At 64.8% G+C, this 13,334-nt stretch carries 18 protein-coding genes; 1 reads left to right on the top strand and 17 read right to left on the bottom strand.

Features of this window, described 5'->3' with window-relative positions; all coding sequences use genetic code 11:
* Positions 1 to 12: 12 nt before the first annotated feature.
* The 10 genes from flgK to flgB form a co-directional block, all read right to left on the bottom strand.
* Positions 13 to 1,389, bottom strand: coding sequence for a flagellar hook-associated protein FlgK (flgK, locus tag IE097_RS10550; protein WP_189460514.1), 1,377 nt, complete (start codon positions 1,387 to 1,389; stop codon positions 13 to 15).
* Positions 1,390 to 1,528: 139 nt separating this feature from the next.
* Positions 1,529 to 1,882: a hypothetical protein gene (locus IE097_RS10545; protein WP_229797533.1), complete on the bottom strand. Its 354-nt coding sequence runs from the start codon at positions 1,880 to 1,882 to the stop codon at positions 1,529 to 1,531.
* A 5-nt stretch (positions 1,883 to 1,887) separates the two neighbouring features.
* Positions 1,888 to 2,982, bottom strand: a complete 1,095-nt coding sequence (locus IE097_RS10540) for a flagellar basal body P-ring protein FlgI (protein WP_229797532.1) — start codon at positions 2,980 to 2,982, stop codon at positions 1,888 to 1,890.
* 24 nt (positions 2,983 to 3,006) lie between these two features.
* Complete coding sequence (gene flgH / locus IE097_RS10535; protein WP_189460507.1) at positions 3,007 to 3,660, bottom strand: flagellar basal body L-ring protein FlgH; 654 nt, start codon at positions 3,658 to 3,660, stop codon at positions 3,007 to 3,009.
* Positions 3,660 to 4,448, bottom strand: a complete 789-nt coding sequence (flgG, locus tag IE097_RS10530; RefSeq protein ID WP_189460506.1) for a flagellar basal-body rod protein FlgG — start codon at positions 4,446 to 4,448, stop codon at positions 3,660 to 3,662. Before flgG ends, flgH begins: the two co-directional genes overlap by 1 nt.
* Before the next feature lie 48 nt (positions 4,449 to 4,496).
* Positions 4,497 to 5,222 (bottom strand): flagellar basal body rod protein FlgF, encoded by a 726-nt coding sequence (locus tag IE097_RS10525; RefSeq protein ID WP_189460504.1) that lies wholly within the window; start codon positions 5,220 to 5,222, stop codon positions 4,497 to 4,499.
* Positions 5,223 to 5,225: 3 nt separating this feature from the next.
* On the bottom strand, positions 5,226 to 6,413 hold the full coding sequence (locus IE097_RS10520; RefSeq protein WP_189460502.1) for a flagellar hook protein FlgE: 1,188 nt from the start codon (positions 6,411 to 6,413) through the stop codon (positions 5,226 to 5,228).
* A 19-nt stretch (positions 6,414 to 6,432) separates the two neighbouring features.
* Positions 6,433 to 7,089, bottom strand: a complete 657-nt coding sequence (locus IE097_RS10515; protein WP_229797531.1) for a flagellar hook capping FlgD N-terminal domain-containing protein — start codon at positions 7,087 to 7,089, stop codon at positions 6,433 to 6,435.
* Between the two features lie 3 nt (positions 7,090 to 7,092).
* The gene (gene flgC, locus IE097_RS10510; RefSeq protein ID WP_189460498.1) at positions 7,093 to 7,518 is read right to left on the bottom strand and encodes a flagellar basal body rod protein FlgC; all 426 of its coding nucleotides are present in this window, start codon (positions 7,516 to 7,518) and stop codon (positions 7,093 to 7,095) included.
* 3 nt (positions 7,519 to 7,521) lie between these two features.
* Entirely contained in the window at positions 7,522 to 7,884 is a 363-nt protein-coding gene (flgB, locus tag IE097_RS10505) for a flagellar basal body rod protein FlgB (RefSeq protein ID WP_189460496.1), read from the bottom strand.
* A gap of 160 nt (positions 7,885 to 8,044) precedes the next feature.
* Here flgB and flgA point away from each other — a divergent pair, with 160 nt between their 5' ends.
* A complete protein-coding gene (gene flgA / locus IE097_RS10500; protein ID WP_189460494.1) occupies positions 8,045 to 8,800 on the top strand; it encodes a flagellar basal body P-ring formation chaperone FlgA in 756 nt (251 codons plus the stop codon).
* Here flgA and IE097_RS10495 read toward each other — a convergent pair.
* The 7 genes from IE097_RS10495 to IE097_RS10465 all read right to left on the bottom strand — a co-directional run bounded on the left by IE097_RS10495 (position 8,797) and on the right by IE097_RS10465 (position 13,332).
* Positions 8,797 to 9,519 (bottom strand): glycoside hydrolase family 73 protein, encoded by a 723-nt coding sequence (locus IE097_RS10495; protein WP_189460492.1) that lies wholly within the window; start codon positions 9,517 to 9,519, stop codon positions 8,797 to 8,799. The two genes, flgA and IE097_RS10495, sit on opposite strands and share 4 nt — an antisense overlap.
* Positions 9,506 to 9,928, bottom strand: coding sequence for a flagellar protein FlgN (locus tag IE097_RS10490; protein WP_189460491.1), 423 nt, complete (start codon positions 9,926 to 9,928; stop codon positions 9,506 to 9,508). Before IE097_RS10490 ends, IE097_RS10495 begins: the two co-directional genes overlap by 14 nt.
* The gene (gene flgM / locus IE097_RS10485; protein ID WP_189460490.1) at positions 9,925 to 10,206 is read right to left on the bottom strand and encodes a flagellar biosynthesis anti-sigma factor FlgM; all 282 of its coding nucleotides are present in this window, start codon (positions 10,204 to 10,206) and stop codon (positions 9,925 to 9,927) included. The genes IE097_RS10490 and flgM overlap by 4 nt, the downstream gene beginning before the upstream one ends.
* 80 nt (positions 10,207 to 10,286) lie before the next feature.
* Complete coding sequence (locus IE097_RS10480; RefSeq protein WP_189460488.1) at positions 10,287 to 11,264, bottom strand: flagellar motor protein MotB; 978 nt, start codon at positions 11,262 to 11,264, stop codon at positions 10,287 to 10,289.
* Positions 11,265 to 11,267: 3 nt separating this feature from the next.
* Complete coding sequence (gene motA, locus IE097_RS10475; RefSeq protein WP_189460486.1) at positions 11,268 to 12,134, bottom strand: flagellar motor stator protein MotA; 867 nt, start codon at positions 12,132 to 12,134, stop codon at positions 11,268 to 11,270.
* Between the two features lie 27 nt (positions 12,135 to 12,161).
* Entirely contained in the window at positions 12,162 to 12,875 is a 714-nt protein-coding gene (locus IE097_RS10470; protein ID WP_189460823.1) for an RNA polymerase sigma factor FliA, read from the bottom strand.
* A gap of 10 nt (positions 12,876 to 12,885) precedes the next feature.
* Positions 12,886 to 13,332, bottom strand: a complete 447-nt coding sequence (locus IE097_RS10465; protein ID WP_189460484.1) for a flagellar basal body-associated FliL family protein — start codon at positions 13,330 to 13,332, stop codon at positions 12,886 to 12,888.
* Positions 13,333 to 13,334: the final 2 nt, after the last annotated feature.

Below are 13,334 nucleotides of genomic sequence, written 5' to 3'. Positions count from 1 at the left end.
CTATGCCTTCCTTCAGAGGATCTGCAGCGTGCTGTCGAACAACTGGTTCGCGACGGCAATCACTTTCATGTTGGCCTGGTACATCTGCTGGTACTGCAGCAGGTTCATGGCCTCTTCGTCCTGGTTCACGCCGCTGGTGGACTTCCAGCTTTCCTCGGCCTGCGTGCGCACGGTTTTCGATGTGGCCAGCGAGGCCTTGTTCTGCGCGCTCAGGCTTGCCACGTTGCCCACCAGCTGGGTGAACGCATCGCCCAGCGTCACCGTACCGAGTCCGGCCAGTGCCACCGGCTGGTTCTTGATGTCGATCACCGCCAGCAGGTTGCTGTTGTCGCCGGGCTTGGTCGCATCGCCGGAGAAGCCGAGGTCCTGCGCCAGTACGCCCGGGTGCAGGCTCAGCACGCCGGCGCCGCCGGCCGCATTGAAGTCGAACAGCGGTCCGCCTGCCGCGCCGCTCATGCCGAAACCGGCGGCCAGCTGCGTGTTCACCTTGGTGGCGATGGTGTTCGCCATGTCGGACACCGACTGCATCAGCGGCTGCAGCGTGTTGACGTCGAAACCGTTCAGGCCGCCCAGTTGCCCCCCGAGCGTGCTTGCCGGCAGCGCGAAGGTTTCGTTGGCAAACTTCAGCGTGAAGTCCTGCACGCCGGCGCCGTTGGTCTGCACCGACATGGTGGCGGCGCGGGTGCCGACGACCAGGGGCTGGCCGCCGCGCAGCGATACGCTCTGCAGGCCGCCGCCCTGATCGACGATCTGGATGTCGACCAGATTGGCCAGCGAATCGATCGCCTGATCGCGCTTGTCGATCAGGCCGGATGCGTTCGCCCCCTGGCTCTGCGCGGTGGCGATCTGCCGGTTCAGCTCGGCAATCGACGACGACAGCCCGTTGATCTGCTGCACGGACGCGGAAGACTGCTGTGCGATCGAGGTGCGCTGGTTGGCCAGCAGCTGCTGCATGCTGTTGAAACGCTGCGCCAGCTGGTCCGCCGCGGTAATCACCTGCTGGCGCATCGGCGTCGAGGTCGAATCGACACTCGCCGCATTGAGCGCGCTGTAGAAACCGTCGAGCGCGACATTGATGCTGCCGTTGTCGTCGTTCATCACCTGTTCGAGCTGGTCCAGATACGGCTGCATGACCGAGTTGCGCCCGAAATCGGTATTGGCCCGCCACATCTGCTGGTTCTTGTAGCTGTCGCTGAACCGCAGCAGTGACGTGGTGTTGACGCCATTGCCGGCCGCGTTGAGGCCGCCCTGCGCCGGCTGCACCGACGCCAGCAGCACGCCCTGACGGGTGTAGCCGGCCGTCATCACGTTGGCGATGTTCTGGCTGGTCGTGTTCAGCGCGGTCTGTGCGGCGGTCGCGCCGGACAAGGCGACATTGATCATGTTCATGATGGCTGGACAATTCCCTGGGTGATGCAATCGCGATCCGGTCGCGCACCGGGCCGGCGCACGCATGCCGGCCTTCCTGTATCAAGAGGCGACCGCCCCGCGTCATCCCTTAAACACAAGGGGGCGGCGGCGATGCCCGTCATTTCCCGCCGGTCTTGCCGGCCGGTGCAGCGTCCGGCGGCAGCAGCTGGTGCAGGATGGCGTTGGCGATGCCGAACGAGCGCTGTTTGGCCATCACGTCGGCCACGGCCGTATCGGCAAAATCGAGCATGTCGCCGTCGACCTTGTTCCGGAACACGCTGTCCTCGCTGCTCATCTCGCGGGTGACCTTGCGCATTTCGCGGAACATCTGCGCAATGAACATGCTTTCGAACTGCTCGGCCGCCTTTTCGACCTTCTTGCGGTAAACCGGATCGGTCGCGGACGGCAGCGGCTGTACCGAATCCTCGACGACCGGCGCACGGCCGAAGCCTTCGATACCCGTGTTCGTCACGTTCGTCACAGCACCACCAGTTCGCCGTCGAGCGCGCCGGCTTCGTCCAGCGCCTGCAGGATCGCCATGATGTCGTCGGGTGTCGCGCCGGTACTGTTGACGGTGTCGATGATGGTCTGCAGGTTCGCGCCCGCAGGCCACTTGAACATGTGCCCCGAGCCCTGCTCGACATCGACCTGCGACTCGGGCGTCACCGCGGTCCGGCCACGGCCGAACGGCATCGGCTGGCTGACGTTCTGCGATTCCGAAATCACCACCTTGAGCGAACCGTGCGACACCGCGGCCGGTCGCACCGTCACGCCGTTGCCGATCACGACGGTCCCGGTACGCGAATTGAACACGACCTTGGGCGCGTCGATGCCGACCTCGACGTTCATCGCCTCGAGCTTGGCGACAAAGGCGACGCGCCGGGTCGGATCATCCGGCATGGCGACCTCGACCGAGGTCGCGTCGCGGGTCGATGCGGTATTGGTGCCGAAGCGGCGGTTGATCGCTTCGACGATGTTGGTTGCGGTCTGGAAGTTCGGCCGCTTGAGGCTGAGGAGAACGGTCGGCTTGGTGTCGAAATCGGTTTCGATTTCGCGCTCGATCGTTGCGCCGTTCGGAATCCGGCCGGCGGTCGGCGTGTTGATGGTCACGCTCGAGCCGCTGTTGCCCTGGGCGGACAGGCCACCGATCACCAGACTGCCTTGCGCCAGCGCGTAGATTTCACCGTTGGCGGCACGCAGCGAAGTCAGCAGCAGTGTGCCGCCGCGCAGGCTTTTCGCATCGCCGATCGACGACACGGTCACGTCGATCGACTGGCCCTTGCGGTAGCCCGGCGGGAACATCGCGTTGACCATCACCGTCGCGACGTTCTTGGATTTCACGTCGATCCGCTCGGGCAGTTTCACGCCGAGTTGCTTGAGCATGTTCGACAGCGACTGTCCGGTGTATTTCGATTGGTTGCCGTCGCCCGAGCCGTTGAGCCCGACGACCAGACCATAACCGATCAGCTGGTTTTCACGGACGCCTTCGACACTGACGAGATTGCGCAGCACCTGTGCGCCGGCGGCACCCGCCAGCAGCAGCATGCCCATTCCGGCCAGCATTTGGATCATCAGCCGTTTCATCTTGTACATCTCTCAGAAAGGCATCCACTGGCTGTTGAAGAAACGCGTCAGCCAGCCGGGATTGTTCGAGTCGGCCAGCGCACCGGTACCGGCGTACTGGATTCGCGCATTGGCGATGCGCAACGACGAAATGCGGTTGTTGGTATCGATGTCGTCGACGCGGACATAGCCGCTGAGGCGCAACAGCTCTTCGCCCTGATTCAGGTACAGGCTTTTTTCGCCCTTCACCAGCAGCAGGCCGTTGGGCAGCACCTGCTGCACCAGCACGGTGATCGCGCCCTGCAGCTCGTTCTGTTGCGTACTCGAGCTCGCCCCCTTGAAGTCGCGCTGCGCCTTCATGCTGGCCTCGGCCTTGGCGTAGGTCTTGCCGAACACCACCGCCGGCTGGACTTCGGTATCGCTGTTCTTGCTGATGTTGGTGCCGGCCTTCTTGCTCGCCTGTGTCGTTTCCTCGAGCACCACCGTCAGCACGTCGCCCGGCCGGTAGGCCCGGTTGTCCGACGTCAGCGACAGCACCGTCGCCGGCGTGAACACGCCGCCGGAGGTGCCGCGCGGCATGTTGGCGGCCAGCGTCGGCGGATCGTAGCTGCCGTCCGGCGGCGGCGGCAGGAAGCCCGAGCACCCTGCCAGACCCGACAGCGACAGGCAGAGCAGCAGGCTGCGCATCAGCGGGCTGCTTGCGACAGGTACTGCAGCATGTTGTCCGCCGCGCTCAGTACCTTGGTGTTCATTTCGTAGGTCCGCTGGGCCGAGATCATGTCGACCATTTCCTCGACGACCTGGACGTTGGAACCTTCGAGCGCCCCCTGCTTGAGCTTGCCCAGTGCGTTGTCGCCCGGGTTGCCCACCGTCGGCGCACCGCTGGCCGTGGTTTCCTGATACAGGTTGTCGCCCAGCGCCAGCAGGCCGGTCGGATTGACGAAGTTCGCCAGCGTCAGCTGGCCGACTTCCGTCTGCTGCGTCGCCCCCGACAGCGTGACCGACACCATGCCGTTGTCACCGATCGACACGCTGGTCGCATTGGCCGGAATGGTGATGTCCGGTACCAGCGGCAGGCCCTGTGCATTGACAAGGCGGCCATCCGAATTCACCTGCAGCTGCCCGGCGCGGGTGTACGCGGTTTCGCCGTTGGCCATTTCGACCTGCAGGAAGCCGTTGCCGACGATCGCCACGTCGAGCGACTGGCCGGTGGTCTGCAGGCTGCCGGTGGTGAACACCTTCTGCGTGCCGACGAGGCGCGTGCCGTTGCCGAGCTGGATACCGCTCGGGTTCACCGTATTGGTGTCGCGCTGTGCGCCCGGCTGCTGCGCGGTCTGGTAGAACATGTCCTCGAACACCAGACGGTCGCGCTTGAAGCCGACGGTATTGACGTTGGCAAGGTTGTTGGCGATCGCCTGCAGCTTGGCGTCCTGCGCCTGGATGCCGGTCTTGCTGACCCACATGGCTGGATTCATGACTTTTTCCTTTGATTGGTCCGCACGGTCCGGCCGAGCGGCAGGTGCTTACTGGCGGATCAGCCGGTTGCCGGCGTCGGCCATCTCGTCGGCGGCCTTGTAGAGCCGCATCTGCACTTCGAAATCGCGGTTCAGCCCCATGGTCGAGACCATTTCGTCGATGGCCGACACGTTGCTGCGCTCGAGCTGGCCACCCACCACCGTGACGGTATCGTCGGCCGGCAGCGGTACGCCCGAACGCGGCACGATCAGACCGGCGACGTTCTTGCTGATGTCAGCCGCAGCGGGCTTGACCAGCTTGAGCCGGTCGACCTGCTGCATGGCGGTTTCGCCTTCGGGACGGATCGAAATGGTGCCGTCTTCGCCGATCTGGATCGCCTCGAACGGCGGCAGCACGATGGCGCCGCCGTCGCCGAGCACCGGCCTGCCCTTGACCGTCAGCGCGCCGCGGTCGTCGACTTCGAGACTGCCTTCACGGGTGTAGGCTTCGCCACCGTTCAGGCCGACCGTCAGGAAGCCCAGCCCCTTGACCGCAACGTCGAGGTCGCGCCCGGTCGCGGTCAGCACGCCGGCCTTCTGGTCGATGGTGTTGGCCTGCAGCGCGGTCGCGTGGCGGGCCTCGTAGCCGAACCCCTGCACCTGCTGGCTGACCGAGCGCTGCATGTCGGCGCGGAAACCGGCGGTTTCGAGGTTGGCGATGTTGTTGGCGTGGACCTGCTGCGCACGCAGCGTCCGGTCCGCGCCACTCATCACCGTGTAGATCAGCGCGTCCACGGTTTACACCGCCTGCATCAGGTTTTTCATCATCTCGCTTTCGGTCGAGATCACCTTGGTGTTGGCCTGGTAATTGCGCTGAGCCGACATCAGGTTGACGAGTTCGGACGTCATTTCGACGTTGGACTGCTCGAGCGAACCGCCGGCAAGCTTGCCGGCCATGCCGCTGCCCGGCGTGAAGTACAGCACGTTGCCCGAGGCGTTCGACGTAGTCCACGCGGTATCGCTGACCGGCGTCAGGCCGTCCTCGTTCGGGAAGGTGGCCAGCGCGATGGTGCCGACGCTCTGCTTCTGGCCGTTGCTGTACTGCGCCATGATCGAGCCGTCTTCGGCAATCGCGACCCCGGTCAGGATGCCCGAGGCGTAGCCGTTGGCACTGTTGACCGTCGTCGTCGCTTCGCCGGCGAATTGCGTCGTGCCGGTGTAGTCGAGGTTCACCGTCAGCGCGGCTGCGCCGGCCGGCGTGCCGAGCGCCAGCGCGACCGGTGCGGTCGGTGCCGTCAGTTGCCCCTGCGGATTGAAGGTCAGCGAATTGGTCGTCGCCAGCGGTGCGCCATCCATGGCGTAGTGGACGTCGACGGTGTTGGTGCCGGTCTTGACGAAATACTGCGTCACGCTGTGCTGCGCGCCGAGCGAATCGTAGACCGCCGTCACCATCGAACCGTTGAAGCTCTGCGGATCGGCCGCATTGAACGGCGCCACGGTCGGCACCGTCCAGTCGGCCGAGATGTTGCCGACATACTGCATCTTGCTGCTCGGCAGCGCGGCGATCTGGCCGCTCGGCACCGACAGGTCGCCCAGCGGGCCGGGCGTGGTGGCGCCCGGTGCAAGCGGATAACCCTGCAGGCGGCGGCCATAACTGTCGACCACATTGCCCTGCTTGTCGGCGTTGAAAATGCCGACACGGGTGAAGACGGTGGCACCCGCGCTGTCGCGGGTAGCGAAAAAGCCGCGCCCCTGGATGGCCGCATCCATGCTGCGCCCGGTGGTCAGCACGCCACCGATCTGGCCGATGGTCTGCGTGTGCGAACCGACCTGCACCCCGGTCGGCTGCGTGCCGGCATAGGTCGAGGCGAAGTTGGCCCGGCTGGACTTGAAGCCGTAGGTGCCGGAGTTGGCGATGTTGTTGCTGATGGAGCCCAGCTGGTCGTTGATGGCGTTGATGCCGGACAGCGCGATTTCGATGCTCATGGCGATTCCTTGCTGTGTCTCAGGCCTGCTGGCCGCTGAAACCGGTGATGGCGGACACATCGACATTGCCGATGCCGGATACGGAAAGCACGGCACCGCCACCGGCGGCAACGCGTACGCTCTGCAGGACGCCGGTCAGCTCGACCGCCGGCGTCTTGCCGGTATCGGTCCGCACGGCGATGTTGTAGCTGCCGTCCTTCAGGCCCAGCTTGACCGGGTCGATGTCGAAGGCCACGTCGCCGCTGCCGTGACTGCCCAGCGGCACGACATGCGGTACACCGTCGGCACCGGTCAGGACGACTTCGACCTTTGCCGCTGCGCCATCAAGCGTGAAACCGCCGTGCACCGGCGTGCCGTTCAGCTCGACCGTCTTGGTCGTCGCGGTGACGTTCGAGCCGACCCGCGCACCGAGCGCCAGCACGGTCAGGTTGTCCAGCGCTGCGGTCGACGCGGCCGACTGGCTGGCCATTTTCTGCATCGCCTCGACCTGGCTCAGTTGCGTCAGCTGGCTGACGAACTGGCTGGGGTCCGACGGCGACAGCGGATCCTGGTTGCGCACCTGCGCAACCAGCAGCTTGGTGAACATGTCGGTCATCGAACCGGAATCGATTGCACTGGCGACCGTCTGCGTCGTCGTACCCTGACCCTGCAGTCCGGTCTGGAGTGTGGTTTCCATCATTTAGCCCTCGCCCAGTTTGAGCAGGTCCTGCTGCATGCTTTTGACGCGGCCCAGCACCTCGACATTGGTCTGGAACGCCCGTGATGCGGACAACATGTCGGTCATTTCCTCGACCGGATTCACGTTCGGGTAGAACACATTGCCTTCGGCGTCCGCCAGCGGGCTGCCCGGCTCGTAAGCTTTACGCCCGGCTTCCTGGCTCTGGACCACGTCAAGGACCTGCACGCGGGCGCCGCTCGGCTGCGCGGTGAAGTCGTCCCCCTGCAGGAACACCGATGCAAAAACGGGTTTGCGCGCGCGATAAATCCCGCCTTCGCTGCCCGCTGCCGATTCGGCATTGGCCAGATTGCTGGCAATCGTATTGAGGCGAATCGTTTGCGCCGTCATTGCCGAACCGGCAATTTGCGATATATCCCGGAAGCCCATGTTTTATTGTCCGTTGATCGCTTTCGACAGGCCTTTCAGCTTCATATTGACGAATGTGAGGCTGACCTGAAAATCGGAAACGTTTTGCGAGAACTCGGCCTGCTCGACGCCCAGCTCGACGGTATTGCCGTCCTGCGACGCGTGATTGGGCAGCCGGTACTTGACCTCCGGACCGCCGGCGGAAGCCAGACCGGCATCGCTGCCAGACCGCGCGCTGCTGAGGCTTTCCTTGAAATCCAGATCGCGCGCCTGATAGCCCGGCGTGCTTTCATTGGCGATATTGGAGGCGAGAATCCGGGTCCGCGTGGCGCGCAAATCCAGCGCACTGGCATGCACATCCAATACCTTGTCGAAGTGTATTCCCATTCAGGTCTCCACCGGCCCTTCCGCCATCCCGTTTACGCCGTTGCAATTGAAATTCCGTTAACTACATGACAACATACGGACCGGGACAAATCAATCTCGCCCCTTGACAAATGCACCGGTCTCATTTGGGTAGATCTACTCACACAGGTATACGGAAGATATGAAAACCGCCGCTTTCCGGATTGCGCGACGCCAGGGTCTAGGGATGTTGCTGGTGGCGTGTTTGCCACTGTTTTCAGCCCGGATCGCGGGTGCAGCGCAGCCTGTCGAGTCATTACAGCAACAGACAGAAAAAGTCGCCCGCACGTATCTGCGCACGCAGCTGACGCAGCAGGGCATCAGCGACGCCGAAGTCACGGTCACCGCGCTGCCGCCGAACCCCGCCCCCGATCCCTGCCCGCAACGGTTCGAAATTTCGCCGCTCGACACGCGCTACCTGGCCCGCCTGCGGTTTTCTGCGCGCTGCCCGGGTACGGATGCCGGCGCCGAGCTGATCGTCCGTGCCGACGTCCAGGCCACGGTACTGGTTGCGGCCGAGGATATTGCCGCCGGCAAGCCCATCGGCCCCGACAGCGTCCGGACCGAAAAACGCAGCATCACCAACACCCCCGATGCGCTCAGCAATCCGGCCGATCTGTCACGCCTGACGGCCAGACACGCCGTGCGTGCCGGGCAGGTTCTCCAGAAGCGCTATCTGCAGGCGTTGCAGCTGGTTCGCCGCAACCAGTCGGTCCGTATCGTTGCGCGCAACCAGCAGATCGAAGCCGTCGTGCCCGGCATTGCGCTCGACAACGGCGGCCCGGACGACGTGATCCGCGTACGCAATGTCACCACCGGCCGCACCATCAGTGCCCGGGTCGTCGACGTCGGCGTCGTCGCACCGGCGGGCACGCCGCCGGCCCAGTCCAGCGACTAATCGAGCGACTGAATCCGCGCGGCGACGCTCGCGAGCTTGCTCGCATAGGCCGGGTCGGTGGCGTAGCCGCCACGTGCAAGCGCGGCACCGAAGGCCCTAGCATCGCTGCCGGTGTTGACCGCACCGGCGAAACGCGGGCTGGTCGACAACAATTTTGCGTAGTCCTCGAACGCGCTGCGCAGGTCCGGGTAGGCGCGGAAACGCGCGGTCGTTTTCACGCTGTTGCCGTCAACGTATTCGGTTGTTGCCGCATCGGCCGCCTGGCCCTGCCAGCCCCTGCCCGCCTTGATGCCGAACAGGTTGAACGTCGAACCACCGTCGGCCTGACGCAGCGGCCGGCTTCCCCAGCCCGATTCCAGCGCCGCATGTGCGGCCACCAGTTCCGGTGCGACGCCGAGCCGGCTGCCGGCCTGCTTCGCCCACGGGGCGATTTCGGCAAGGAAAGCCTCTTGCGACGGCGCGATGTCCGGTGCGTCTGCTGCACCGGCAACCGCGCTGCCGCCACCGAGTCGCTGCAGCAAGGCCGCACCCTCGGCGCTCAGCGTCGGCGCCGCAGCAGCGGGGGAACCGTTCTGGATGAAATCGCTGATGTCGGCCTGCGTCTGGCGGAACAGCTGCGAAAAACTGGCCGCACCTTCGGCCGGCATGCTAAGCGGCAGCGCGATATCGTCGCCGGTCAGCCCGCCCGCCCGGGCGCCATCGAATTCAGTCCGGAACATAGGTATCACTTTCCCCATGCAGCACGCGCTGCATGATTTCGAATTGCGACGCCATCAGCTGGCCGTTGCGTGTATTGAGTGCCTTGCACTCGTTCACCAGCGCCTCGAGCCGCTGCCACCACGCTTCAAGCGTGGCGCGCGGCTTGCCGCTCAGGCTGGCAATCACCGCACCCATCGACGCCGGCTTGCGCCCCAGCAGCAGCCCGGCGACCGCAACGCGCTCCTGCCGGCGCGCATCCATCGCCTCTACCAGCGTCATCACCTGTGCGCCGATCGCAGTCAGCGCCACGCCGTCATGACGCAGCGCAGCGGCGAATTGCGACTGCAGCAGCGTTTCGAGCTGCTGGTAGTCGCGGTGGTCTGCGCTCACGCCCAGCATCAGGCGTTTGAACGCATCCTGGCGTGTCATGCACCGCCGCCATGGTGACGGCGGATCAGCGCAGCCAGTTTGCCGGCGTCGAACCGGATCCGGCCGTCCGCAAGTGCTGCCTTGATCTCTGCGACCTTGTCGACGTCCACATCAGGCAGTTCGGCCAGTGCCGTCTGCGCCGGCTTGAGCGCATCCGACTGCAGACTTGCCGGCGCAGTGCGCACCGGGGCGGCCTGCGGTTTGGCGGCGGTTTCGGTGCCCTGGGGTCCTGTCGCGGCCGCAACGGGTTGCGCGCCACCGGTCTGGGTGATTTTCATGACAATTCCTTCGGCTCGATGCGGTTCATGCTCTCACGAAGCATAAGCGACCGGATCACACCGTCTCTTAAATGCATGCTTCATTGCGCCGGGGGCGACAGTTTCTTGCGCAGCGTCGACAGCAGCGACTGATCCGGCAACGACGTGCTCGCACCGTTCACCAGCGGAACCGAGGCCTCGGGCATGGCGAACATCTGGCCGATCAGCCTGGCCTGATCCGACGTCAGGATCAGCAGTTCGATCCGGCGGTTCTGCGCCGCCAGCGGGTCCTGCACGTCCAGCGGCGCCCGGTCTGCCATACCGACGACCTGCAGGATGCTTTTTGCCGGCATGCCGCCCTCGAGCAGGTTGACGCGGGCGACCATCGCCCGGTTGCTCGACAGGCTCCAGTTCGAATACGCGGACAGGCTCTTGCCGGCGTAGGGATGGGCATCGGTATGGCCGACGACCAGCATCTGGTTGTCGATCTGCGCGAACAGCGGCCCCATCCGGTGCAACAGCTTGCGGAACGGGTCGGTCGGCATTGCGCTGCCGCTCTGGAACATGCCCTGCTTGTCGGTATCGTGCAGCAGCACCCGCAAGCCGTAGGGCGTGATCACCGTCTGCAGGTTGCGGCTGAGGTTCGCCTCGTCGCTCAGTTGCGACAGCGCATTGGCGAGCTCCTGCAAGTCCGCGGCCGATTCGAGCCGGGACTTCGACAGGTGAATGCCATCGGCCTGCGTACCCTCCGAACCCTCGCCCCTGCCGGGCGTCGTGCCTTCGGACTGGTCGCGGCCCGGCCGCGGCTCGCGCGGAATCATCGAACCGCTGGTCGACACGTGCTGCAGCAGCTTGTCGCCGCCTTCGTTGGCGATATTGCCGCCCGGCGTGCGCAACAGCTCCTCGGCCTGTTCCTGATTGCGCGCCGCCAGCACCCAGAGCACCAGAAACAGGCACATCAGCGCCAGACAGAAATCGGCGAAGGCCACCTTCCACGCGCCACCGTGACCATCGTCGTGGTGCTTCTTGGCCGCACGCTTGACGATGGCGGCGTCGTGCTTGTCCTTGTCGAGGCTCATCGGTCAGGTCCTTGCCTCGAGTGCGCCGATCCACGATTCGAGCTGCGCGAAGCTCGGCTTGATGTTCAGCTGTACCAGCCGGCGCCCGGCGTCGATCGCCAGCAGCGGCGGCTTTCCCGACACGTGGGTGACCAGCACGACCTTGACGCACTCCATCGTCGACAGCTCGGACTTCACCAGCTGCTTCATCACGTTCGACAGCGGATCGAGCACGCCGTAGCACAGGAAGATGCCGATGAAAGTGCCGACCATCGCCGCGGCGACCTCGGTCGCGATCTCGGCGGCGGTGGCACCGGAGGCTACGGTGTTCATCGCCATGACGATGCCGAGCACCGCGGCCAGAATGCCGAAACCCGGCATCGCTTCGGCGATTTTCTGCAGCGACTTGGCGGGCTGGCACAGTTCCTCGTCGATCGCGGCCAGTTCCTGCTCGAGCACGCCCTCGAGCTCGTGGCCGTTGATCTTGCCCATGGCCATCAGCCGGAAATTGTCGACGATGAAGGCCAGCAGTTTCGGCTCGTCCAGAATCAGCGGATAGCGGCTGAACAGCGGGCTTTCGCGCGGCGCTTCGACGTGTTCGTCCAGTGCTTTCAGACCGCGTGATGCCGTCTGCAGCAGCTCGTACATCAGCAGCAGCAGTTGCCGCTGGAATTCGGGCCCCTGTTTGCGCTGCGTGATCACCTTGCGGGTCTGCGTGACCATTTCGGCCAGCACGTGCTTGGGATTGCCCAGCACCAGCGCCCCGACCGCCGCGCCGCCGATGATCAGCAGCTCGATCGGCTGCCAGATGACGCGCATTTCGCCGTGGTTGATCATGAAGCCGCCGAACACGCAGCCCAGCACGATGGCGATCCCGACAATTATCTGCATTTGTACTTACCTCTTGTGCGATGCCGCTCAGGCATCCTGCAGGAACGCCCGCATCTTCTTCAGCGCCCCCTTGTTGATCTGGCAGACCCGCGCCTCGGTCAGCTCGAGCACCGCGGCGATCTCCTTCAGGCTGAGATCGAATTCGTAATAGAGCTGGATCACCCGCTGCTCGCGCTCGTCCAGCGCGGTCAGCGCCTGCTCGAGGCTCAGCCGCGACATCAGGATCGATTCCGGACTGGCGCTGTGTTCGCCCGGTACGTCGGCGTCATGGAACAGTTCGTCGAAGCTCGCCAGCGACTCGGCGTTGTCGGCCAGCAGATAGTCCTGATAGTCCTCGGCCGAAATGCCCAGCACCTTGATCACTTCCTGCTCGGTCGGCTCGCGCCCGATGCGCCGGGTCAGCTCGCGCACCGCGTCACGCAACTTGTGCGTCGCCTGGCGCACCGTGCGCGGCCGCCAGTCCTGGCGGCGCAGTTCGTCGAGGATCGCACCGCGAATGCGCATCGCCGCATAACCGCCGAACTTCTCGTCGGGCGTGCCGCCGTAGCGGCGCAAGGCATCGAGCAGGCCCAGCAGGCCGATCTGCTCCATGTCCTGACGGTCCAGCACGGCACCGGCCTGCGAGCCCAGCTGCCGCACCACCCGCTTCACCAGCGGCAGGTAGGCGAACAGCCATTGCTGCTCCGCGGAAGCCTCGGGGCTGGTGCGGACCTGCTGGCATTCGGCGTAGCCTGAGCGCATGTCCACGATGTCACTCGATGATCAGTTTGCCGATCATGGCTTCGGCAAACGGTTTTTCGGCGTGATCGCGCGCATAGGCCGCCGTGAAGGCCTGATTGAGCGCCACGGCAAACTGGTCGATCGACATCCGGTTCGCTTTTTCGACCGGGTAATCGGCCAAAGCCTTCAGCGCGACGCTGCGCAGCAGCGGCAGGTGCTCCTTGGTGATCTTTTCCTGTTTGCCGCTGGTCTTGAACACCAGATCCATCGCCAGGTAATGCGGCACCGAACTGCCCGTACCGTCCCGCAGCATGACGATCACCTTTTCGAGGCTGACATACTTGTAGTCGACCGCCTCCGGCTGAACCGGTGCGGGCTTGCCGCCCGGGCGCTGCGTGTAGTACCACGCGGCGCCGGCACCGCCGGCGACCACGGTCAGCGCCAGCGCGGCAACCAGAATCCGTCGTTTCATTTTCATTC

This window comes from Jeongeupia chitinilytica (assembly GCF_014652315.1).
In the GTDB taxonomy this organism is placed as follows: domain Bacteria; phylum Pseudomonadota; class Gammaproteobacteria; order Burkholderiales; family Chitinibacteraceae; genus Jeongeupia; species Jeongeupia chitinilytica.
This window is presented reverse-complemented; position numbering and strand designations above follow the sequence as displayed.

Excerpts from the sequence above, each read along its gene's own strand:
- IE097_RS10470 (WP_189460823.1), bottom strand. The coding sequence starts at position 12,875 with ATGCGCTCAGGCTACGCCGAATGCCAGCAGGTCCGCACCAGCCCCGAG.
- motA (WP_189460486.1), bottom strand. The coding sequence starts at position 12,134 with ATGCAGATAATTGTCGGGATCGCCATCGTGCTGGGCTGCGTGTTCGGC.
- flgC (WP_189460498.1), bottom strand. The coding sequence starts at position 7,518 with ATGGGCTTCCGGGATATATCGCAAATTGCCGGTTCGGCAATGACGGCG.
- flgB (WP_189460496.1), bottom strand. The coding sequence starts at position 7,884 with ATGGGAATACACTTCGACAAGGTATTGGATGTGCATGCCAGTGCGCTG.
- flgA (WP_189460494.1), top strand. The coding sequence starts at position 8,045 with ATGAAAACCGCCGCTTTCCGGATTGCGCGACGCCAGGGTCTAGGGATG.
- IE097_RS10480 (WP_189460488.1), bottom strand. The coding sequence starts at position 11,264 with ATGAGCCTCGACAAGGACAAGCACGACGCCGCCATCGTCAAGCGTGCG.
- IE097_RS10465 (WP_189460484.1), bottom strand. The coding sequence starts at position 13,332 with ATGAAAATGAAACGACGGATTCTGGTTGCCGCGCTGGCGCTGACCGTG.
- IE097_RS10540 (WP_229797532.1), bottom strand. The coding sequence starts at position 2,982 with ATGATCCAAATGCTGGCCGGAATGGGCATGCTGCTGCTGGCGGGTGCC.
- IE097_RS10520 (WP_189460502.1), bottom strand. The coding sequence starts at position 6,413 with ATGAGCATCGAAATCGCGCTGTCCGGCATCAACGCCATCAACGACCAG.
- IE097_RS10515 (WP_229797531.1), bottom strand. The coding sequence starts at position 7,089 with ATGGAAACCACACTCCAGACCGGACTGCAGGGTCAGGGTACGACGACG.
- flgG (WP_189460506.1), bottom strand. The coding sequence starts at position 4,448 with ATGAATCCAGCCATGTGGGTCAGCAAGACCGGCATCCAGGCGCAGGAC.
- flgK (WP_189460514.1), bottom strand. The coding sequence starts at position 1,389 with ATGAACATGATCAATGTCGCCTTGTCCGGCGCGACCGCCGCACAGACC.
- IE097_RS10490 (WP_189460491.1), bottom strand. The coding sequence starts at position 9,928 with ATGACACGCCAGGATGCGTTCAAACGCCTGATGCTGGGCGTGAGCGCA.
- flgH (WP_189460507.1), bottom strand. The coding sequence starts at position 3,660 with ATGCGCAGCCTGCTGCTCTGCCTGTCGCTGTCGGGTCTGGCAGGGTGC.
- flgM (WP_189460490.1), bottom strand. The coding sequence starts at position 10,206 with ATGAAAATCACCCAGACCGGTGGCGCGCAACCCGTTGCGGCCGCGACA.
- IE097_RS10495 (WP_189460492.1), bottom strand. The coding sequence starts at position 9,519 with ATGTTCCGGACTGAATTCGATGGCGCCCGGGCGGGCGGGCTGACCGGC.